This window comes from Rhizobium sp. RSm-3, from assembly GCF_001854685.1.
Classification (GTDB): Bacteria; Pseudomonadota; Alphaproteobacteria; order Rhizobiales; family Rhizobiaceae; genus Rhizobium; species Rhizobium ecuadorense.
Window position 1 is genome coordinate 107,855 of the sequence record NZ_MAWZ01000001.1, and the last position, 18,946, is coordinate 126,800.

The following is an 18,946-nucleotide window of genomic DNA, read 5'->3' on the forward strand; positions in this document are numbered from 1 at the left end:
GCCGGTGACCGCCTCATTGTTTTTGCCGGCCAGCGCCGCCCGCTGCCCGGGACTGACCGCCAATACGGTACTGTTCGAGCATCTTTGCGCGCTTCACTACACCCTCACCCGCCTGCCCTGCAAGCACTGCGGCATGGATAAAAGCATTCTGGCCCATCAGGCCTTCCATTTCGCTCTCCGAGAAGAGACGGAAGGAAGGTATCTCCTCCTCGGTCTCCATTCCGAGGTGCCAGGCCTTGCGGGCCTGGTCGATTTTCCGGACGCCGTCGTCCGCTGCGTCAGTCGCGTGGAACACCGCAAGGGCTGCCCCGCTTCTGACCGCGGCATCCACTTTCGAGGAGCCGCTGACGAACTGGCCGGCTTTCCGCGCCATGTTCATCATCTGCATCAATTGCGCCGCGAGCAGGCGGTCGACGCTTGCGCCGAGATCGTCTGCCGCCTTCACATCCATTTTCAGAGCGCGGGCGAAGAGTTTCTTCGCCACTGCCCTGTCGACCAGCGACCGGTCTATCTTCACCCAGCATCCGCGTCCCGGAAGCTCCCGCTTCAGATCGGCGACCACGGTTCCATCGGGAGCGGCAACGAAGCGGATCAGCTCTTCCGGCGATCCGCTTTCGCGCGTCACGATGCACATGCGTCCGTTCACGTCATAACCTGCAAGATCGTCGTCCTCGTCAGGGAGAGCGTCCGGCTCATGCGCGGTCATCATGCTTCTTGTTCGGCTTCGGCTTCGGCGACCTCTTCTTCGGTCCCCTTCGCCAGATCCTCTTCGGTGATCCAGCCAGCCGACAGGCGGGCCTGGACGATCATCTGCTCGGCTTCGACGCGCGAGACGTCGAACTTCGAGAACAGGCCTTCGAACTTCTTCGTTTCGCCGTTCTTGCGTTCCGTCCAGCCGACGAGATCGTCAGCGGCGCAACCGGCAAAGTCCTCGATGGTCTTGATGCCGTCTTCGCCGAGCGCCACCATCATCTGGGCGGTGATGCCGTCGATTTCGCGCAGCTCGTCCTGAACGCCGAGCGCCTTGCGCTTCTCGTCCATCTCGGCTTCGAGACGCTCGAGGAACTCGCGGGCGCGCTGCTGGATTTCCTGCGCCGTCTCTTCGTCGAAACCGTCGATCGAGGAGATTTCGTCGAGATCGACATAGGCCAGTTCTTCGACCGCGGCAAAGCCTTCGGAGGCCAGAACCTGGCCGACCATTTCGTCGACGTCGAGCGAATCCATGAACAGGTTGGTGCGCTCGTTGAATTCCTTCTGGCGGCGTTCCGATTCCTCGGCCTCCGTCATGATGTCGATGTCCCAGCCGGTCAGCTGCGAGGCGAGGCGGACGTTCTGGCCGCGGCGGCCGATCGCAAGCGACAGCTGCTCGTCGGGAACGACGACTTCGATGCGCTCGGCGTCCTCGTCGAGCACGACCTTGGCGACTTCGGCCGGCTGCAGGGCGTTGACGACGAAGGTCGCCGGGTCCTGGCTCCAGGGAATGATGTCGATCTTCTCGCCCTGGAGTTCGCCGACGACGGCCTGAACGCGCGAACCGCGCATACCGACGCAGGCGCCGACCGGATCGATCGAACTGTCGTTCGAGATCACGGCGATCTTGGCGCGCGAGCCGGGATCGCGGGCGACCGACTTGACCTGGATGATGCCGTCGTAGATCTCGGGCACTTCCATGGTGAACAGCTTCACCATGAACTGCGGATGCGTGCGCGACAGGAAGATCTGCGGGCCGCGCTGTTCGCGACGGACATCATAGACATAGGCACGGACGCGATCGCCATAGCGCACGTTTTCGCGCGGGATCATTTCGTCGCGGCGGATGATGCCTTCGCCACGGCCGAGATCGACGATGACATTGCCGTATTCGACGCGCTTGACGGTGCCGTTGACGATTTCGCCGACGCGGTCCTTGAATTCGTCGAACTGGCGGTCGCGCTCCGCTTCACGCACCTTCTGCACGATCACCTGCTTGGCGGACTGTGCGGCGATGCGGCCGAAATCCATCGGCGGCAACGGGTCGGCGATGAAATCGCCGAGTGCGGCGTCCGGGTTGCGGTCGCGGGCAAGCTCCAGCGGGATCTGCGTCGAATAATCCTCGGCCTTGTCGACGACTTCGAGTAGGCGCTGCAGACGGATTTCGCCGGTCTTCGGATTGATATCGGCCCGGATGTTGGACTCGGTGCCGTAACGGGAGCGTGCCGCCTTCTGGATGGCATCGGCCATTGCGGCCAGCACGATCTCGCGGTCGATGACCTTTTCGCGCGCCACTGCATCTGCGATCTGCAGAAGTTCGAGCCGGTTCGCACTGACTGCCATTGTCTTGTTTCTCCGTCTTAACCCCGGGTTCCCGTCCCTGGAGCGGTCTGTTGATCGGTTATTCCTGGTCGTCCGCTTCGTTCTGGTTGGCGGCCTGGGCTTTTGCCAGCTTGTCGGCGCGCAACGCTTCGCGGATCAGGTCGTCGGTCAGAATGAGCTTCGCATCGCTAAGCGCGGTGAAGGGAATGGTGACCTTTTGCTCTTCCCCGTAAGCGACCTGGTCACGCTCCAGCGTGAAACCATCGACGCCTGCTTCGACGATCTTGCCGCGGAAGCGCTTGCGATTGTCAATCAGGATCGACGTCTCGCATTTCACAAGGTGGCCCTGCCAGCGGACGAAATCGGATTTCCGAACCATCGGACGGTCGATGCCGGGCGAAGACACCTCGAGATGATACTCTTTATCGATCGGATCTTCCACATCGAGGACCGGAGAAATCGCCATCGAGATTTCTTCGCAGTCCTGAACCGTCATCGTCCCGTCGTTGCGCTCGGCCATGACCTGCATCGTCGCGCCGTTCTGGTTCAGCATACGGACGCGGATCAGCCGAAAGCCCAGGCCGACGAGGACGGGTTCGATGATATCGGCAAGACGCTGGTCAAGCCCGGTTTCGGTAATCAGCCGCGGCTCAAGTTCGTTGTCTGCGTTTGTCATGTCCGACAAGCGGTGCGCTCCTCGCAATTTCATGCTGTTTAGGGATCGCGCTAATAAAAAAGAGCGGGTCCTTGCGGCCCACTCTTCATCAAGCGATCAAGAATTTGAGAGCCATATAGTCCGGTTTTTCCGAAATTGCAAGGTCTGCGACCGATTCGTCCATTTCGCTTCCGGCGAGGTGATGAGACCTATGGCCAGCGCCGGTCTTGCGCATATATTGCCGTGGGGCGCAACAACAAAAGCGGAGAAATCGTGGCCTACACTTCGTCGACATTGGCGCCGTTGCGGCACGATACCTACCGCACCATCTGGTTTGCCAGCCTGTCCTCGAATTTCGGCGGCCTGATCCAGGCGGTGGGTGCCGCCTGGATGATGACGACGATCACCGCCTCGGAGGACATGGTCGCGCTGGTGCAGACCTCGACGGCGCTACCGATCATGCTGTTTTCGCTGATCTCGGGCGCGCTCGCCGACAATTATGATCGCCGCCGGGTGATGCTGACGGCGCAGTGCATGATGCTGACGGTCTCCGCCCTGCTGACGATCTCCGCCCTTCTCGGCTGGATCACGCCCTGGCTGCTGCTGTTCTTCACCTTCCTGATCGGCTGCGGCACCGCGCTCAACAATCCCTCCTGGCAGGCCTCGGTCGGCGACATGGTGCCGCGCGCCGATCTGCCGGGCGCCGTCACGCTGAACAGCATGGGTTTCAACATCACCCGCAGCGTCGGCCCGGCGATCGGTGGCGTCATCGTCGCGGCAGCCGGCGCGGCCGCGGCCTTCGCGGTGAACACCGTGAGCTACCTCGCTTTGATCTACGCCCTGCTGCGCTGGCGCCCGAGCATGCCGGTCTCGACCCTGCCGCGCGAGGCGCTCGGCAGCGCCATCTTCGCCGGCCTGCGTTATGTCTCGATGTCGCCCAATCTCGAAAAGGTGCTTCTCCGGGGGCTGCTCTTCGGCATCGGCGCCAGTTCGATCCTGGCGCTGCTGCCGGTCGTGGCCCTCGATCTCGTCGGCGGGGGCCCGCTGACCTATGGTTTCATGCTCGGCGCCTTCGGCATCGGCGCGATAGGCGGCGCGGTGCTGAATGCGCGGCTGCGCCAGATGCTGTCGAGCGAGATGATCATCCGCCTGGCCTTTACAGGCTTCGCGCTCAGCGCCGTCATCGCCGCCTTCAGCCCGAGCGCCGTTCTCACCTCGGCCGGGCTGCTCGTCTCCGGCGCCTGCTGGGTCTCCGCGCTCTCGCTCTTCAACACCATCGTCCAGCTGTCGACGCCGCGCTGGGTGGTCGGTCGCGCGCTGTCGCTCTACCAGACCGTCACCTTCGGCGGCATCGCCGGCGGCAGCTGGCTCTGGGGTGTGGCCGCCGATCGCTACGGCGTCGCCGATGCGCTGCTGATGTCGTCGGTCGTCATGCTGCTCGGCATCGTGACCGGCCTGCGGTTTTCCATGCCGGCCTTCGCCTCGCTCAATCTCGATCCGCTGAACCGCTTCACCGAGCCGGCGCTCAGTCTCGACATCACCCCGCGCAGCGGCCCGATCGTCATCCAGATCGATTACGAGATCGGAGATGACGACCTTGCCGAATTCATGCAGCTGATGGGCGAACGCCGCCGTATCCGCATCCGCGACGGCGCCCGCCACTGGGCGCTGATGCGCGATCTTGAAAATCCCGGCCTCTGGACGGAAACCTACCACACGCCGACCTGGGTCGAATATCTAAGACACAACCAGCGGCGCACGCATGCCGACGCCGAAAACATCGACAGGCTTCGCGCCCTCCACCGCGGCGAAACTCTGCCGCATGTCCACCGCATGATCGAACGTCAGGCCATTCCGCCCGGCGACGACGTCTTCCACAAGGCGCCGATCGATCTGCATCATTGAGAGCAGCCATGTATCAATTCAGGCTCGCCCGTCAGTCCGATCTCACCGCCATCGTCCGGCTTCTCGCCGATGACGATCTCGGCGCTACCAGGGAGGTCGTCTCCGATCCCGTCGACGCGGCTTATCTCTCGGCCTTTGCCGCGATCGAGGCGGATGCCAATCAGTTGCTGGCCGTTGCCATCGACGCTTCCGATAAGGTCGTCGGCTGTCTGCAGCTGAGTTTTCTTCCCGGCCTGTCGAGGATGGGCATGTGGCGCGGCCAGATCGAAAGCGTGCGTGTCGCAAGCGATATTCGCGGTTCGGGCCTCGGCTCCGCCTTCATCGAATGGGCGATCGGCCAATGCGCCGCGCGCGGCTGCGGCCTCGTGCAGCTGACATCGGACAAGACGCGGGCGGATTCGATCCGCTTCTACGAGCAGCTTGGTTTCGTCGCGAGCCATGAAGGGCTGAAGCGCAGTCTCTGAACGGCTACTTCAGCTTGCCCTTCATCGTCGCTTCGGGAAAGCAGGTCGGCGTCATGCCGTTCTTCGCCTGCCACTGGCCGATCGAACGCCGGGTCTTGTAACCAGGCAGGCCGTCGGAACCGCCGACATCGTAGCCCTGCCGTTCCAGCGCCTTCTGCATGGCGGCGACATCCGAGCGCAGCATCTTGCCGACATCGCCCCATCGACCCGCAAAGGCGCCGCCATTAGAGGCGATCCGGTCGGCGAGGTTGCCGATATAGAGCGCGTAGAGATCGGAATTATTATATTCCTTGATGATGTAGAAATTCGGCGTGACAATGAACTCGGGTCCGTCCCGGCCGGCCGGCACCAGCATCATGCCCTGAGCTTTCATCTCGCCCGCGGGAAAGCCCTTGCCGGAGATGCGCTCGATGCCGAGCGAAGCCCAATGCGACAGCGGTTTCGCCAGATCCGGTCCCTCCTGGGCGCAGGAGACCGCCTCCGGGATCGACACCTCGAAGCCCCAGTCGCGGTCGCGCTGCCAGCCCTTCTTGACCAGATAGTTGGCGATCGAGGCAAGCGTATCCGGCACCGAGGTCCAGATGTTGCGGTGACCGTCGCCGTCGAAATCGACCGCATATTTCAAATAGCTCGTCGGCATGAATTGCGGCTGGCCGAGCGCGCCGGCCCACGACCCCTTGAACTCGGCAGGTGTCACGTCGCCGCCGTCGAGAATATGCAGCGCCGCCATCAGCTCGGTGCGGAACATCTCCTTGCGCGTCGACATGAAGGCTTTGGTCGCCAGCACCTCGACCGCCGAATTCGGGATCTTCGCCGCGCCGAAGCCGGTCTCCCGGCCCCAGATGGCCAGCACGATCGAGCCCGGCACGCCATAGGTCTTCTCGATCCGCTTCAGCGTTGAGCCATATTGCGCGGCAAAGCCGCGCCCCGTTGCGGCAAGCCTCTTCAGATGGTCCTCGTTGAAATAGGGACCGGGCGAGGAAAACTCCGCCTGCGTCTGCTTCTGCTCCTTCGGCGGTGGGAAACCGGGCGGCGCGAGATCCGGCAGGTTCCAGTTCAGTGTGATGCCGGAGAAGGCCGCCTTGAAGCTCTTCTCGGAAATACCGTTCGCCTTCGCCTCCGGCCAGAGATCCTTCTGCACCCAGGTCTCGAACTGCGCCTCGACATCGGCTTTCGAAGGGGCTGCGAGGGCGGGGAGGGGGAGGAGAGCGGCCGTTATCGCGAGTGCGAGTGTCCGCAGCATATAAAACCCCCTCATATCACCGTCCTTGCCCTAAGTGCCGCCGCCAGCGTACCCTCGTCGAGATAATCGAGTTCGCCGCCGACCGGCACGCCGTGCGCCAGCCGGGTGATCTTCACGTTAAGCCCCTGCAATTGGTCGGTGATGTAATGCGCCGTCGTCTGCCCCTCGACGGTGGCGTTGACGGCGATGATCAGCTCCCGGATGCCGCCTTCGCCGATCCGGTCGATCAGTCCGCGAATATTAAGATCGTCGGGGCCGATCCCGTCGAGTGGCGACAGCGTGCCGCCGAGCACGTGATAGGCGGCGTTCATCGCGCCTGCCCGCTCCAGCGCCCAGAGGTCGGATACGTCCTCGACGACGATGATGATGGATTGATCGCGCTGCGTGTCGGTGCAGACGGTGCAGGGATCGACAGTATCGACATTGCCGCAGCGCGAGCAGATCTTCACCTTGTCATAGGCCTCGCCCATCGCATTCGACAGGGGCCCCAGCAACTGGTCCTTCTTCTTGATCAGGTGCAGTGCCGCCCGGCGCGCCGAGCGCGGCCCGAGGCCCGGCACCTTCGCCAGAAGCTGGATGAGTTTTTCGATTTCGGGGCCGGTGACTCGTTTTGCCATGCGCCGTTCTTAACTGATATGGAGCGGAAACGGAATCGCGGAAGGATCGGCCGTCCCATGAAAATCCTGGCGCTGTGCACCGGCAATCCGGAAAGGCTGCCGGGCAAGAGCTACAAGACCGGCATCTTCAAACATGCCGTCAACGGCGCGGTGATGATCGATGCCGAAGGGCTGGTCGGCGATGCCATCTGCAACCGCAAACACCATGGCGGCGTCGACCAGGCCGTCTATATCGAGGGATCGCTGACGCTCGACTGGTGGGCGCAGCAACTCGGCCGCCCGTACGAGTCCGGCACCTTCGGCGAAAACATGGTGATCTCGGACCTCGACAATCGCGACGTTTCCGTCGGCGACCGGTTCCTATCAGGTGATCTCGTCCTCGAGGTCAGCGCCTGCCGCATTCCCTGCGCCACCTTCGCCGCCAGGATGGCCGACCCGAAATTCGTCAAGCGCTATACCGCCGCCGCCCGTCCCGGCATTTACTGCCGCGTGATCAGGGGTGGCGTGGCTAAGGCCGGAATGCCGGTGGAACACCGACCCTTTGCCGGAGAGAAGGTCAAGATGCCGGAACTGATGGAGACTTTCGGTCGGCGGCTTTCGGAGCCAGACCGAGTGCGTTATCTCGCCGCTCCCATTCATTACAAGCTGCGATCGATGCTGGAAGCGCAGGTCTAGGAGCGCTTTTTTACCCTTGGATCGCGAGCGCGATCATCGCAGCCGAGCAGCGGTGAAATGAAGAGAGCGCCCAGTTCTCAGAACGGTAGTTTGAACCCGGGTGGGATCGGCAGACCGGCGGTCAGTGCCTTGGTCTTTTCGGCAGCGAGCGCCTCGGCCTTGTCCTTGGCGTCCTTGTGGGCGGCGACGATCAGGTCCTCGAGGATCTCGACATCGTCTTCCTTGAACAGCGACGGGTCGATCTTCAGGCTCTTCAGCTCGCCCTTGCCGGAGATGACGACGGTGACGAGGCCGCCGCCCGCTTTGCCCTCGGCGGCAAGCTCGGCGATCTCCGCCTGCATCTGCTCCATCTTGGCCTGCATTTCCTTGACTTTGCCCATCATGCCCATGATGTCGCGCATCGTCTCGCTCCTTCTTGAAATCAGAATTCTATGTCGTCGCCGGGCAGGATATCACCGTCTTCCGATTCGGCGGCGGCAGGCAGTGTTGCCTCTTCCGCTTCCTCCTCCGGCGTCGGCGCCCTGACGCGCACGTCGATGATCTTGGCGCCCGGAAACTGCGCCAGGATCGCCGCGACATCGGGGTCCTGGCGGGCATCGCTGACGCGCTGTTGCTGCGCTTTGGCTTCCGCCTCCACCAACGTCGGGCCGCCTTCTTCGCGGCTGGTGCTGACGATCCAGTGGATGCCCGTCCATTCCTTCAGTTTGACGGCAAGCTCGTTCAGCAGCGTGCCCGGTGCGCCCTCGGTGAGGTTCACATCCAGCCGGCCGGGTTCGATGCGGACAGGCCGCACGAAGTTGCGCACCAGTGCCTTCAGCTTGACGTCCCGCTTCTCGGCGGCGAGATCGACGATATCACTGACCGAATTGACCGGGACGAGCGGCTTCGGTACCTCGGCCGGTTTCGTCTCGATCCGCCCGACAGGCATCGTCTCCGGCTGGCTGCTCGGCACGGCGCGCAGCATCGCCACCGGCGCCGACGCCTGCGGTTTGCCGGGTGCGATTTCCGGCGCGCGTGCCGCGACACTGCTTTGATAGGGAACGCGCGTACCGCTGCCGCCGCCATTGCCGGAAGGCGGGGAGGAGGGCCGCGAGCCGGCATTGTCGCCGGAAAATTCGGCAAGCCGCCGCGCCGCATCCTCGGGCGCCGGCAGATGCGCCGCATGCGCGAGCCGGATCAGCACCATTTCGGCCGCACCCGCCGTCCGCGACGAGCCTTCCGTTTCCGGAATGCCTTTCAGCAGCATCTGCCAGATGCGCGACAGCGTCGTGACCGCGACGCCCTTGGCGAATTCCGCCGCCTTGGTGCGCTCGACTTCGCTGAGCGAGGGGTCGTTCGCCGCATCCGGCACGTATTTCAGCCGCGTTACCAGATGGGTGAAATCGGCAAGATCGGTCAGCACCACCACCGGATTGGCGCCGGCCTCGTACTGGCTCTGGAATTCACCGAGGGCTGCGGCGACGTCACCCTTGACGACATGCTGGAAGAGATCAACGATCCGGGCGCGGTCGGCAAGGCCGAGCATCCCGCGCACGGCTTCGGCCTGGACGGCGCCCGCGCCATGGGCGATCGCCTGGTCGAGCAGCGACAGGCCGTCGCGCGCCGAGCCTTCGGCCGCGCGTGCGATCATCGCCAGCGCATCCGGTTCCGCCTCGATGCCTTCCTTGGCGGCGATCGTCGAAAACAGCCCGACGAGATCCGACGCGCTGATGCGGCGCAGGTCGAAGCGCTGGCAGCGCGACAGCACGGTGATCGGCACCTTGCGGATTTCGGTGGTGGCGAAGATGAACTTCACATGCTCCGGCGGTTCTTCCAGCGTCTTCAACAGGCCGTTGAAGGCCTGCGTCGACAGCATGTGCACTTCGTCGATGATATAGACCTTGTAGCGCGCCGAAACCGGCCGGTAGCGCACCTGCTCGATGATCTCTCTTATATCGTCGATGCCGGTATGGGAGGCGGCGTCCATCTCGATCACGTCGACATGCCGGCCTTCCATGATCGCCTGGCAATGTTCACCGGGGGTGCGAAGGTCGATCGTCGGCTTGTCGATATCGGATGTCTTGTAATTCAGCGCCCGCGCCAGGATGCGCGCCGTCGTCGTCTTGCCGACGCCGCGCACGCCGGTCAGCATATAGGCCTGGGCGATGCGGCCGGTTTCGAAGGCGTTGGTCAGGGTGCGGACCATCGGCTCCTGGCCGACCATCAGGTCCGTAAAATCCTTGGGGCGGTATTTGCGAGCCAGCACCCGGTATCCGGTGCCCGTCGAGGCGGCATCTTTTGATTGTCGCTCGGTGTCGCTCATCGCCCTGCTTGTCGCCCGGATCGTCGGGCACTTCGTGGAGAGAAGGTGGGAGGCTGGCACGATGACCCGTGCCGGGCTCGTTAGGGCTGCTTCCTTCCGGACCTGACCCGGTTGGCGAGTGGCTCGTCCACCACCAACCTCCCGGATGCACATATCGGCAATATCGTCATCAAAAGCAAGCCAACATGCGAAAAAACTGCTAGTCGTTGGAAAACATGGGAGGAATGCCCTTTGGACGGTTTCGTGCTCGACCCCCGGCTGGAAAACGACAGCACCAGCGTCATGGTCACCGGCCTCTGTGATCTCAGATTGTCGAGGGATGCCCGCTGGCCCTGGCTCATTCTGGTGCCGCGCCGGGCCGACATCACCGAGATCTTCGAGCTGACGCCGCTCGACCAGGTGCTGCTCGCCTTCGAGACGGACCTCGTCGCCAAAGCGCTGAAGCAGATTACCGGTGCTGCAAAAATCAATGTCGGGGCTCTTGGCAATATCGTCCGCCAGCTTCATGTTCATATCATTGCCCGCTTCGAAGGCGACGCCAATTGGCCGGGTCCCGTCTGGGGATTCGGGCGCGCGGAACCCTACGAGGACGGAAAGAGAGACGAATTCATAGCGAAGCTGCGGGAAGCCCTTTCATCATGAGTCATTCGCTTTTCGATTCGGATGTGCCGCATCCCGAACCCAGCAATCTCACGGCTTTTGCCGCCAATGACCTCAATCGCGATTCCGAGCATCGCGACGAACACTCCGTCGAAAAGGCGCTGGCGAGGGACGGCACGCATATCTTCGCCTTCGCCAGAGACAGGCTGGTGCTGAAGCATGACGGCCAGGTGCTCGATCCGCTCTTTGCCCGCTACGAGCTGCAGGAATTGCACCCGGATTGGGACGAGACGGTGCTTCTCGGCTACCGCAAATCAGGCGAGCCGCGGCTTGCCGTTCCCGTCGGCATCGACGTCGACGATCTCGCCAGTCATTACAAGCCTGCCGACGGCCGCACTTTGTTTCGCGAAATGCTGATCGACGAGGTGCTGCTCGGTGAATTCGCCCAGGCCGCAAGCCTCATCCGCTGGAATGGCGACAACCGCTTCTGCGGCCGCTGCGGCTCGGCGATGGAGATCCACATCGGCGGCTACAAGCGGGTCTGCGCCGCCTGCGAGCACATGATCTTCCCCCGTACTGACCCCGTCGTCATCATGCTGACGATCGACGAAAGCCGCGACCTCTGCCTGCTCGGCCGCAGTCCGCATTTTGCGCCTGGCATGTATTCCTGTCTGGCCGGCTTCCTCGAACCCGGCGAGACCATCGAGAACGCCGTGCGCCGCGAAACGCTGGAGGAATCGGGCATCCGCACCGGCCGCATCCGCTACCACGCCTCGCAGCCCTGGCCGATGCCGCATTCGCTGATGATCGGCTGTTACGCCGAGGCCAAATCCACCGAAATCACCCGCGACGAGACGGAGCTGGAAGATTGCCGCTGGTTCACCCGCGAGGAAACCATCGAAATGCTGGAACGCCCGAGCGCGACAGGCAAGGCCTCGCCGCCGAAAGGGGCGATCGCCCACCGCCTGATGCGCGACTGGGTGGAGTGGAAGCGCTAGCACCATGCCGGTGGCGCGCTCGGAACGGCTGCTGACGCTGCTCCAGACGCTTCGGCGTTACCGGCGGCCGGTGACCGGCATCGTGCTTGCCGAGGAAACCGGCGTCAGCCTGCGCACGCTCTATCGCGACATTGCCAGCCTGCAGGCCCAGGGAGCGATGATCGAAGGCGAAGCCGGCATCGGTTATGTGCTGAAGCCGCGCTTCATGCTGCCGCCGATGATGTTTTCCGAAGAGGAGCTGGAGGCGCTGGTCCTCGGTTCGCGGTGGGTCGCGCGCGCCGCCGAGCCGCGCCTGGCCGGCGCCGGCGCCGATGCGCTGGCCAAGATTGCCGCCGTGCTGCCGGCCGATATGCGGGAAATGATCGATTCGGCCGCCCTTTTCGTCGGCCCGAAACGCCGGGACGAGGACAAGGCCGACGTTTCGGCCATCCGCCGGGCGATCCGCCGGGAGCGTATTCTCGAACTGCATTATGGCGACGAGCAGGGCCGAATCTCGCGCCGCCGGGTCTGGCCTTTCGCACTCGGCTATTTCGAGCATGTCCGCGTCCTCATGGCCTGGTGCGAGTTGCGCCAGGACTTCCGCCATTTCCGCACCGACCGCATCATCGACATGACGCTGCATGAGGTGCGTTATCCGCGCCGCCGCACGGTTCTTCTGAAGGAATGGCGCGAGCAGGACGTGCCGCTCGAGAACTGAAACGCTGCTGCCATAAACTGTCAGCAGTCGGGGTTATGATCAGGACCAATCCACCACAGCGCCGCGCGTCTTTGGACGCGCAAAGGTCGCTGTAGCATCCAAGGTTCCGCGCATCGTGTCGATGCGCTAGGGAAGGAGTACTGATCATGGCAACGCCTCCCGCCATCCATTTCGCCAACGACCGTTTTACCACCGAGACCTTTGCCGATGTGATTTCAGCCGAAACTTTTGCCGACGCCCGCCAATCGGCGCGCTCCGGCTTGCTGCGACTGGTCATGGGCTTTCTTCGGAATCCCAGGGGAGGCCGTCCGAAACTCGATCTTGAATCGACACCGGATTCCTTGAAGCGTGACCTCGGCTTCATGGACGGGCGCGGCCCGCGCCGCGAAGATCGTTTTCCGCTCTAAGTTACTTCATTACCATTGATCTTCGGCCCGACGGAAACAAGGCGCCGCAGTCGCCGAGCCTCCCACGTCCTGCTGCCATTCAGTGGCAGCAGCGGGGCCTCGCCCTCACCATTTCACATAAACGGGAGAACCAAAATGACCAGCCCCAATCTGATTATCCTCTACGTCAAGGACCCGGGCGAAAGCGCCGGCTTCTATCGCAACCTCCTGAACCGCGAACCAGCCGTCGAGGCGCCGAATTTCGTTGCCTTTCCGCTCGACGGCGGCTTCACCCTCGGCCTCTGGCGGCGCAGCAAGGTCGAGCCGCAGCCCTCCGCCATCGGCAACCGCGGCGAAGTGGCCTTCATGGTGACGGGGGAAAATGCCGTCGCCCGGCATTATGACGATTGGCGCGGCCGCGGCCTGCCGATCGCCCAGGAGCTGACCGAACTGGATTTCGGCCCGACCTTCGTCGTACTCGATCCGGATGGGCATCGGCTGCGCGTCTGTGAGCCGGATAGATAATATGACTGATGCGGGGCTTGTTAAAGCAGGCCGCGCATCGGATGTCCCTTGTAGACACCGAGGATGCGCACCTTCTCGGAGAAGAACCGCAATTCTTCCAATGCCCGGCGCACGTTCGGATCGTTCGGATGGCCTTCGATATCGGCGTAGAACTGTGTCGCCACGAAGCGTCCGCCGAGCTGATAGCTTTCCAGCTTCGTCATGTTGATATTGTTGGTGGCGAACCCGCCGAGCGCCTTGTAGAGCGCGGCCGGAATGTTGCGGACGTTGAAGACGAAGGTGGTGACGACCTTTTCCTCAGCCGAATTCCGTTGCGCCCATTCCTCGTCCCGCGACAGCACGACGAAGCGGGTGACGTTGTTTTCGGTATCCTCGACATTTTCGGCGATGATCTCCAGCCCGTAGAGATCGGCGGCAAGACGCGGCGCGAGCGCCGCCATCGAACGATCGCCGGTTTCCTTCACGAGCTTTGCCGCGCCGGCCGTATCGCCGGCGATGACGGGCTTCCAGCCATTGGCGCGGACAATCTTGCGGCACTGGCCGAGCGCGTGGATATGGCTGTGCACCGTGCGGATCTCGTCCTTGGTGACCCCCGGCAGCACCATCAGCTGAAAGCGGATCGGCATGAAATACTCGCCGATGATGTGCAGGCGCGATTCGGGCAGCAAATGGTGGATGTCGGCGACGCGCCCGGCGATCGTATTCTCGATCGGGATCATGCCGATATCGGCGTCGCCATTGTCGACCGCCGTGAACGCGTCCTCGAAAGTCTGGCAGGGCAGCGGCTCCATGGTCGGAAACATGTCCCGGCTGGCCATGTCGGAATTGGCGCCGAATTCGCCCTGGAAGGCGATCCTGTTGGTCTTGATGTTCATGATGGTCCCGTCAGTTCGACTTAGAGCATGATGCCGAAAAGTGTGAGCGGTTTTCGGACGACATCATGCTCTAACTGTTTAATTGAGAACAGGATTCAGATTTTAGGCCAACCGAGCCTAAAATCATCCTGTTCTGGCGGAGAGAATGCGCCGCGCTATTTCGAGGTCGGCGGGAGTATCGACACCGAGCGGAACCGTGTCAACGATCTCGGCGTCGATGCGCATTCCGGCCTCCAGCGCCCGCAACTGCTCCAGCGATTCGCGCCTTTCGAGTGTCGAAGGCCGGAGCGAGACGAACCGCTCCAGCGCTGCGCGCCGATAGGCGTAAAGGCCGATATGGTGATAGAGCGGACCCTTGCCGTAAGGTGCGGTCGCCCGCGTGAAATAGAGCCCGCGCAGGCGCGTGTCGGAAACCGGCGAACCGACGACCTTGACGATGTGCGGCGCGGTTTTATCCGCTTCATTGTCGATTTCGGTCGTCAGCGTGCCGATATCGACCGCTTCGTTCTCGAGAGGGCGCAAAGCCGCGCGCACGGTTTCCGGATCGATCGTCGGCAGATCGCCCTGGACGTTGACGATGAATTTCGCCTTGCCGGCTGGATCGACTTTCTGCAGCGCCTCGAAGATCCGATCGGAACCCGATTGATGATCGCTGCTGGTCATGACGACTTCGAAGCCGGCGGCAGAAACCGCATCGAACACCCGGGTGTCGTCGACGGCGACGACGACGCGGCCGATGGCTGCTTCTTTGGCGCGCAGCGCCACCTGAACGATCATCGGCAGCCCGCAAATATCGGCGAGCGGCTTGCCCGGAAGCCGGGTGGAGGCCATGCGCGCCGGGATCAATACGAGCACGCCGTCTAAATTTGAATCACTCATTGGTCGGGCCTTCTATTCCGGGCTGAAAAGTGTCAAAAAGTCTCACGCACAAGACCATTTAGACAGTTGCAACGATCAGCCAAAAGACATAGGTTCCGCGCGATTTCAAGATGGTCCGGTTATGGTCTGCCGGCTGCAAGGGGAGCATTGCAGATGAATTCATACGTCAATACGGCCGTGGGGGCGCTGCTCGGAACGATTTTCGTTCTGATGTCGGTCTCCATCGCGTCCGAAGGGATCTTCCATTCCGAAGCGCCGGAAAAGGAAGGTTTCGCGATCGTTGCCGAAGAGGCGCCCGCCGCCGGTGGCGAAGCTGCGCCTGCCGCTGCTGCCGTTCCGATCGCGCAATTGCTCGCTTCTGCCGATGCCAAGGCCGGTGAAACGGTCTTCAAGAAGTGTCAGGCCTGTCATGACGGCACCAAAGGGGGACCGAACAAGGTCGGTCCCAACCTCTTTGGTGTCGTAGATCGCCCGATCGCCTCGCATGAGGGCTTTGCCTATTCCGCTGCCATGAAGGATTTCTCCAAGGGCAGCAGCGAAAAGTGGACTTTCGAGTTCCTCAACAAGTTCCTGCTGGCGCCGAAGAAGGACGTTCCCGGCACCGCCATGGGCTTTGCCGGTCTGGCGAAGGATCAGGACCGCGCCAACGTCATTCTCTACCTGCACACGCTGGCCGATTCGCCGGTGCCGCTGCCGGACCCGAAGACCGCGACGCAGTGACGCGGACGGTATAATCGCATTTCATACAGAGCCCGGCCCGCGAAGCCGGGCTTTTGCTGTGCGGAGTGTTTTTCAGGCACCCAGGAAATAGGCCCAGAGCGAGACCGTGATGGCGCCGAGCGCCGTCGTGACGGTGATCGTCGAGGCGGCAATGCTATGGCCGACGCCGAATCGATTGGCGATCAGCCAGGCGTTGACGCCTGTGGGCACCGAGGAGGTCAGCACGATTGCCGCCGTCCATTCGGGGCTGAGGCCGAGGAGATGGCTCGCCGCCCAGACGCAGCCGGGCAGCAGCAGCAGCTTCAGGCTCGATGTGACGCTGGCAATGCCGAGATTGCCTGAGATGCCGTATTTCTCCAGTGCCATGCCGAGCGAGATCAGCGCCGCGGGACCGGCAATGCCGGCGATCTGCTTGACGACAGTTTCCAGCGTTACCGGCATGGTGAGACCGGAAAGATGCATGGCCATGCCGCCCGCAAGCCCGATCACCAGCGGATTGCGCACGAGATTGACGGCGATCTGGCGAAGCACCAGCACCATGCTGCGATCGCTTTTGCCGGCGATCTTGCGCTCGGCATGCTCCATGAGCACCGTGCCGGCGACCATCATCACCGGCAGATGCACGGCAAGCAGGATCGACAGCGCCACCAGCCCTTCATCGCCGACGGTGCGCTCGACGAGCGGCAGACCGATGAAGATATTATTGGCGAAAGCCGAGGAAACGCCGGCCAGCACGCCGATCCGTTCGTCACGGCCGAAGAGGCGTGTGGCGGCGATATGGCCGGTCGCCCAGGTGATGGCAACGCCTGAGAAATAGACGATCCACAGCCGGAAAGGCGAGGCGCCATGGAAATCCGCCTCGGCGATCGTGCGGAAGAGTAAGAGCGGCACGGCGATCTTGAAGACGAATTCGCTGAGCGCTTCGCCGACATTCGATGCCATCAAGCCGCTGCGGACGATCAGCCAGCCAATGAGGATCAGGATGAAGATGGGAAGAACGTCGAGAATGATGGCTGACATGAGGGAGGCTGCTTTGTGGGGAGGATAGACCGCTACGGCGCCGCGCCTCTCGTGAGACGCGTAAGGACGCAGCAGCACTTTGAATTCCTTATGCAGTAGCAGCAAACGGCTTGCATTGAAAAGGCAATCGCCGCCGATCCGGCGGCATCCGAGAAACAAAAAAAGCGGGCACAGCCCGCTTTTCCGCTCCGGCCTTGCCGGATATCCGATCGCAAAACTGCCAGTTCATCCGTGGTCAGCATCGCGCCGGTAAGATCGAGGGGATCATCCCTCGTGCGTCCGACCGCAACTGAAAGCTGCTCATGCCGGTCTTCTTGCGACCATTTCTAGATTTGGAAAATGACAGGGGCATGACGAATGGGCGGCAGTTTTGCGAAGAAATAGCCGCGCCATCCACCATTTATCCTTCCAAACCGCGGAAATTTCGCTAAGACCAAACCCCGGCTATCACAAATCCGGGACTCCCCATTTCATGACAAGATTCGATGTTCTGACAGTCGGCAACGCAATCGTGGACATTATTGCCCGTTGCGACGACCAGTTCCTCATTGACAACCAGATCACCAAGGCGGCGATGAACCTCATCGATGCCGAACGGGCCGAACTCTTGTATTCGCGCATGGGGCCGGCGCTCGAAGCCTCCGGCGGCAGCGCCGGCAATACGGCGGCCGGCGTTGCGAACCTCGGCGGCAAGGCTGCCTATTTCGGCAATGTCGCTGCCGATCAGCTCGGCGACATCTTCACCCACGACATTCGCGCCCAGGGCGTTCACTACCAGACGAAGCCCAAGGGCACCTTTCCGCCAACGGCGCGTTCGATGATCTTCGTCACCGAGGACGGCGAGCGGTCGATGAACACCTATCTCGGCGCCTGCGTCGAACTCGGGCCCGAGGACGTCGAGGCCGATGTCGTGGCAGACGCCAAGGTCACCTATTTCGAAGGTTACCTCTGGGATCCGCCGCGCGCCAAGGAAGCGATCCTCGATTGTGCCCGCATCGCCCATGAAAACGGCCGAGAAGTGTCGATGACGCTGTCCGACAGCTTCTGCGTCGGCCGTTATCGCGGTGAATTCCTCGATCTGATGCGCTCCGGCAAGATCGATATCGTCTTCGCCAATCGCCAGGAAGCGCTGTCGCTCTACGAAACCGACGATTTCGAAGAGGCGCTGAACAGGATGGCCGCCGATTGCAAGATCGCCGCGGTGACGATGAGCGAGGATGGTGCCGTCATCCTGAAGGGCCGCGAGCGTTATTACGTCGATGCGATCAGGATCAGGGAGGTCGTGGATACGACGGGTGCCGGCGATCTCTTCGCCTCCGGCTTCCTCTACGGCTACACGCAGGGCCGCTCTCTCGAGGATTGCGGCAAGCTCGGCTGCCTCGCCGCCGGCATCGTCATCCAGCAGATCGGTCCGCGCCCGATGACCTCGCTGTCCGAAGCTGCCGGGCAGGCGGGGCTTATTTAAAGGCTTCGCCGGGATAGGCACCCCAGATTTCCGACTGCGCCACCCAACCGGAGGCGCCGTCGGTCTCGGCACGGCACCAGTCGCCGTTGCACTCGCCGATCGTCAGCATCACCCCGGGTTCCAGCTTGGCAACGATCGATGCGGAGGGTTGCGCCTCGCGGCGCAGATTGACGAAAACGCCCTTGGCCTTCGTCTTCATCCACGGGGCGGCGATCGCCGCGCGCTGGCCTGACAGCAGCGACTGGTTCACCCAGCCTTCGGTGCCGTCGGCATCACGGATGCGGCGCCAATTGTCGTATTCCTGGATGATCTCCACCGGCAGGCCGGATTTCAGGTACATCCACGAAACGGCATAATCCGTTCCCGGGCCGATGCGCAGGTTGACGCGCTTGGATTTCAGTGTGACGAAACGCGGCAATGGCAGCCCGCTCGGCCCCTTGGCGGCCTGCGCATGGGCGAATTCGACCGTTCCCATGGATGCAGCCAGAGCGATGGCAAGGGCAAGGCAGGACTTCAGGACTTTGCTGCGCATGGAAGTTTCCGTTTGCTCGAATTCGCGGGCAGGCCCGGCCTGCTCGCGGTCCGGGCTCTGACATTCCCACGGCTGCACCGCGAGTTTTGTTTGTCT

General features: G+C 62.6%; 21 protein-coding genes and 1 other RNA gene. 10 read left to right on the forward strand and 12 right to left on the reverse strand.

The genetic code is table 11. The features are described 5' to 3' along the window. Positions 1-13: 13 nt before the first annotated feature. Genes BBJ66_RS00465 through rimP form a run of 3 tightly spaced genes read right to left on the reverse strand, consistent with a single transcriptional unit; the run spans position 14 to position 2,977 of the window. Positions 14-709, reverse strand: a complete 696-nt coding sequence (locus BBJ66_RS00465) for an RNA-binding protein (protein WP_184342664.1) — start codon at positions 707-709, stop codon at positions 14-16. Next, a complete protein-coding gene (gene nusA, locus BBJ66_RS00470; RefSeq protein WP_049731269.1) occupies positions 706-2,313 on the reverse strand; it encodes a transcription termination factor NusA in 1,608 nt (535 codons plus the stop codon). Before nusA ends, BBJ66_RS00465 begins: the two co-directional genes overlap by 4 nt. A gap of 58 nt (positions 2,314-2,371) precedes the next feature. Beyond that, positions 2,372-2,977: a ribosome maturation factor RimP gene (gene rimP, locus BBJ66_RS00475; protein WP_049731268.1), complete on the reverse strand. Its 606-nt coding sequence runs from the start codon at positions 2,975-2,977 to the stop codon at positions 2,372-2,374. Positions 2,978-3,220: 243 nt separating this feature from the next. Between rimP and BBJ66_RS00480 the strand changes: the two genes are divergently transcribed. Further along, positions 3,221-4,852: an MFS transporter gene (locus BBJ66_RS00480; protein ID WP_049731267.1), complete on the forward strand. Its 1,632-nt coding sequence runs from the start codon at positions 3,221-3,223 to the stop codon at positions 4,850-4,852. 8 nt (positions 4,853-4,860) lie between these two features. After that, positions 4,861-5,316, forward strand: a complete 456-nt coding sequence (locus BBJ66_RS00485) for a GNAT family N-acetyltransferase (RefSeq protein WP_071084137.1) — start codon at positions 4,861-4,863, stop codon at positions 5,314-5,316. 4 nt (positions 5,317-5,320) lie between these two features. On the opposite strand, the gene BBJ66_RS00490 is transcribed toward BBJ66_RS00485, so the two are convergent. Then, on the reverse strand, positions 5,321-6,559 hold the full coding sequence (locus BBJ66_RS00490; RefSeq protein WP_071084139.1) for a lytic murein transglycosylase: 1,239 nt from the start codon (positions 6,557-6,559) through the stop codon (positions 5,321-5,323). 11 nt (positions 6,560-6,570) lie between these two features. After that, positions 6,571-7,176, reverse strand: a complete 606-nt coding sequence (gene recR, locus BBJ66_RS00495; RefSeq protein WP_012559493.1) for a recombination mediator RecR — start codon at positions 7,174-7,176, stop codon at positions 6,571-6,573. A gap of 57 nt (positions 7,177-7,233) precedes the next feature. On the opposite strand from recR, the gene BBJ66_RS00500 reads away from it, so the two are divergent. Then, complete coding sequence (locus tag BBJ66_RS00500) at positions 7,234-7,851, forward strand: MOSC domain-containing protein (RefSeq protein ID WP_190238044.1); 618 nt, start codon at positions 7,234-7,236, stop codon at positions 7,849-7,851. Positions 7,852-7,928: 77 nt separating this feature from the next. Here the strand turns inward: BBJ66_RS00500 and BBJ66_RS00505 are convergent, their stop codons facing one another. The 3 genes from BBJ66_RS00505 to ffs form a co-directional block, all read right to left on the reverse strand. After that, the gene (locus BBJ66_RS00505; protein ID WP_049731263.1) at positions 7,929-8,252 is read right to left on the reverse strand and encodes a YbaB/EbfC family nucleoid-associated protein; all 324 of its coding nucleotides are present in this window, start codon (positions 8,250-8,252) and stop codon (positions 7,929-7,931) included. A 20-nt stretch (positions 8,253-8,272) separates the two neighbouring features. Beyond that, entirely contained in the window at positions 8,273-10,153 is a 1,881-nt protein-coding gene (locus tag BBJ66_RS00510; RefSeq protein WP_071084143.1) for a DNA polymerase III subunit gamma/tau, read from the reverse strand. 45 nt (positions 10,154-10,198) lie between these two features. Beyond that, positions 10,199-10,295: signal recognition particle sRNA small type (gene ffs, locus BBJ66_RS00515), an RNA gene on the reverse strand. Between the two features lie 89 nt (positions 10,296-10,384). On the opposite strand from ffs, the gene BBJ66_RS00520 reads away from it, so the two are divergent. The 5 genes from BBJ66_RS00520 to BBJ66_RS00540 all read left to right on the forward strand — a co-directional run bounded on the left by BBJ66_RS00520 (position 10,385) and on the right by BBJ66_RS00540 (position 13,359). Then, on the forward strand, positions 10,385-10,795 hold the full coding sequence (locus BBJ66_RS00520) for an HIT domain-containing protein (protein ID WP_071084145.1): 411 nt from the start codon (positions 10,385-10,387) through the stop codon (positions 10,793-10,795). Continuing rightward, on the forward strand, positions 10,792-11,751 hold the full coding sequence (nudC, locus tag BBJ66_RS00525) for an NAD(+) diphosphatase (RefSeq protein ID WP_071084148.1): 960 nt from the start codon (positions 10,792-10,794) through the stop codon (positions 11,749-11,751). The genes BBJ66_RS00520 and nudC overlap by 4 nt, the downstream gene beginning before the upstream one ends. 4 nt (positions 11,752-11,755) lie before the next feature. Then, positions 11,756-12,448 carry a helix-turn-helix transcriptional regulator gene (locus tag BBJ66_RS00530; RefSeq protein ID WP_071084150.1) on the forward strand — a complete coding sequence of 231 codons (693 nt, stop codon included), beginning with the start codon at positions 11,756-11,758 and terminating at the stop codon, positions 12,446-12,448. Positions 12,449-12,594: 146 nt separating this feature from the next. Next, a complete protein-coding gene (locus tag BBJ66_RS00535; RefSeq protein ID WP_049731258.1) occupies positions 12,595-12,855 on the forward strand; it encodes a hypothetical protein in 261 nt (86 codons plus the stop codon). Between the two features lie 135 nt (positions 12,856-12,990). Then, positions 12,991-13,359, forward strand: coding sequence for a VOC family protein (locus tag BBJ66_RS00540; protein ID WP_049731257.1), 369 nt, complete (start codon positions 12,991-12,993; stop codon positions 13,357-13,359). A gap of 20 nt (positions 13,360-13,379) precedes the next feature. On the opposite strand, the gene BBJ66_RS00545 is transcribed toward BBJ66_RS00540, so the two are convergent. Together BBJ66_RS00545 and BBJ66_RS00550 are read right to left on the reverse strand one after the other, a co-directional pair. Next, positions 13,380-14,234, reverse strand: coding sequence for a prephenate dehydratase (locus BBJ66_RS00545; protein WP_049731256.1), 855 nt, complete (start codon positions 14,232-14,234; stop codon positions 13,380-13,382). A 123-nt stretch (positions 14,235-14,357) separates the two neighbouring features. After that, on the reverse strand, positions 14,358-15,113 hold the full coding sequence (locus BBJ66_RS00550) for a 3-deoxy-manno-octulosonate cytidylyltransferase (RefSeq protein WP_071084152.1): 756 nt from the start codon (positions 15,111-15,113) through the stop codon (positions 14,358-14,360). Between the two features lie 153 nt (positions 15,114-15,266). Between BBJ66_RS00550 and BBJ66_RS00555 the strand changes: the two genes are divergently transcribed. Then, complete coding sequence (locus BBJ66_RS00555; protein WP_049731254.1) at positions 15,267-15,833, forward strand: c-type cytochrome; 567 nt, start codon at positions 15,267-15,269, stop codon at positions 15,831-15,833. A 72-nt stretch (positions 15,834-15,905) separates the two neighbouring features. On the opposite strand, the gene BBJ66_RS00560 is transcribed toward BBJ66_RS00555, so the two are convergent. After that, positions 15,906-16,853, reverse strand: a complete 948-nt coding sequence (locus BBJ66_RS00560; protein ID WP_071084934.1) for an AEC family transporter — start codon at positions 16,851-16,853, stop codon at positions 15,906-15,908. A 472-nt stretch (positions 16,854-17,325) separates the two neighbouring features. On the opposite strand from BBJ66_RS00560, the gene BBJ66_RS00565 reads away from it, so the two are divergent. Next, a complete protein-coding gene (locus tag BBJ66_RS00565) occupies positions 17,326-18,318 on the forward strand; it encodes an adenosine kinase (protein ID WP_049731253.1) in 993 nt (330 codons plus the stop codon). On the opposite strand, the gene BBJ66_RS00570 is transcribed toward BBJ66_RS00565, so the two are convergent. Beyond that, on the reverse strand, positions 18,311-18,850 hold the full coding sequence (locus tag BBJ66_RS00570; protein WP_049731252.1) for an SH3 domain-containing protein: 540 nt from the start codon (positions 18,848-18,850) through the stop codon (positions 18,311-18,313). The two genes, BBJ66_RS00565 and BBJ66_RS00570, sit on opposite strands and share 8 nt — an antisense overlap. Positions 18,851-18,946: the final 96 nt, after the last annotated feature.

Coding starts and splice junctions, on each gene's coding strand:
- BBJ66_RS00540 (WP_049731257.1), top strand. CDS start 12,991: ATGACCAGCCCCAATCTGATTATCCTCTACGTCAAGGACCCGGGCGAA.
- recR (WP_012559493.1), bottom strand. CDS start 7,176: ATGGCAAAACGAGTCACCGGCCCCGAAATCGAAAAACTCATCCAGCTT.
- BBJ66_RS00550 (WP_071084152.1), bottom strand. CDS start 15,113: ATGAGTGATTCAAATTTAGACGGCGTGCTCGTATTGATCCCGGCGCGC.
- nudC (WP_071084148.1), top strand. CDS start 10,792: ATGAGTCATTCGCTTTTCGATTCGGATGTGCCGCATCCCGAACCCAGC.
- BBJ66_RS00535 (WP_049731258.1), top strand. CDS start 12,595: ATGGCAACGCCTCCCGCCATCCATTTCGCCAACGACCGTTTTACCACC.
- BBJ66_RS00500 (WP_190238044.1), top strand. CDS start 7,234: ATGAAAATCCTGGCGCTGTGCACCGGCAATCCGGAAAGGCTGCCGGGC.
- BBJ66_RS00530 (WP_071084150.1), top strand. CDS start 11,756: ATGCCGGTGGCGCGCTCGGAACGGCTGCTGACGCTGCTCCAGACGCTT.
- BBJ66_RS00465 (WP_184342664.1), bottom strand. CDS start 709: ATGATGACCGCGCATGAGCCGGACGCTCTCCCTGACGAGGACGACGAT.
- BBJ66_RS00505 (WP_049731263.1), bottom strand. CDS start 8,252: ATGCGCGACATCATGGGCATGATGGGCAAAGTCAAGGAAATGCAGGCC.
- BBJ66_RS00565 (WP_049731253.1), top strand. CDS start 17,326: ATGACAAGATTCGATGTTCTGACAGTCGGCAACGCAATCGTGGACATT.
- BBJ66_RS00555 (WP_049731254.1), top strand. CDS start 15,267: ATGAATTCATACGTCAATACGGCCGTGGGGGCGCTGCTCGGAACGATT.
- BBJ66_RS00510 (WP_071084143.1), bottom strand. CDS start 10,153: ATGAGCGACACCGAGCGACAATCAAAAGATGCCGCCTCGACGGGCACC.
- BBJ66_RS00545 (WP_049731256.1), bottom strand. CDS start 14,234: ATGAACATCAAGACCAACAGGATCGCCTTCCAGGGCGAATTCGGCGCC.
- BBJ66_RS00560 (WP_071084934.1), bottom strand. CDS start 16,853: ATGTCAGCCATCATTCTCGACGTTCTTCCCATCTTCATCCTGATCCTC.
- BBJ66_RS00490 (WP_071084139.1), bottom strand. CDS start 6,559: ATGCTGCGGACACTCGCACTCGCGATAACGGCCGCTCTCCTCCCCCTC.
- BBJ66_RS00485 (WP_071084137.1), top strand. CDS start 4,861: ATGTATCAATTCAGGCTCGCCCGTCAGTCCGATCTCACCGCCATCGTC.
- nusA (WP_049731269.1), bottom strand. CDS start 2,313: ATGGCAGTCAGTGCGAACCGGCTCGAACTTCTGCAGATCGCAGATGCA.
- BBJ66_RS00570 (WP_049731252.1), bottom strand. CDS start 18,850: ATGCGCAGCAAAGTCCTGAAGTCCTGCCTTGCCCTTGCCATCGCTCTG.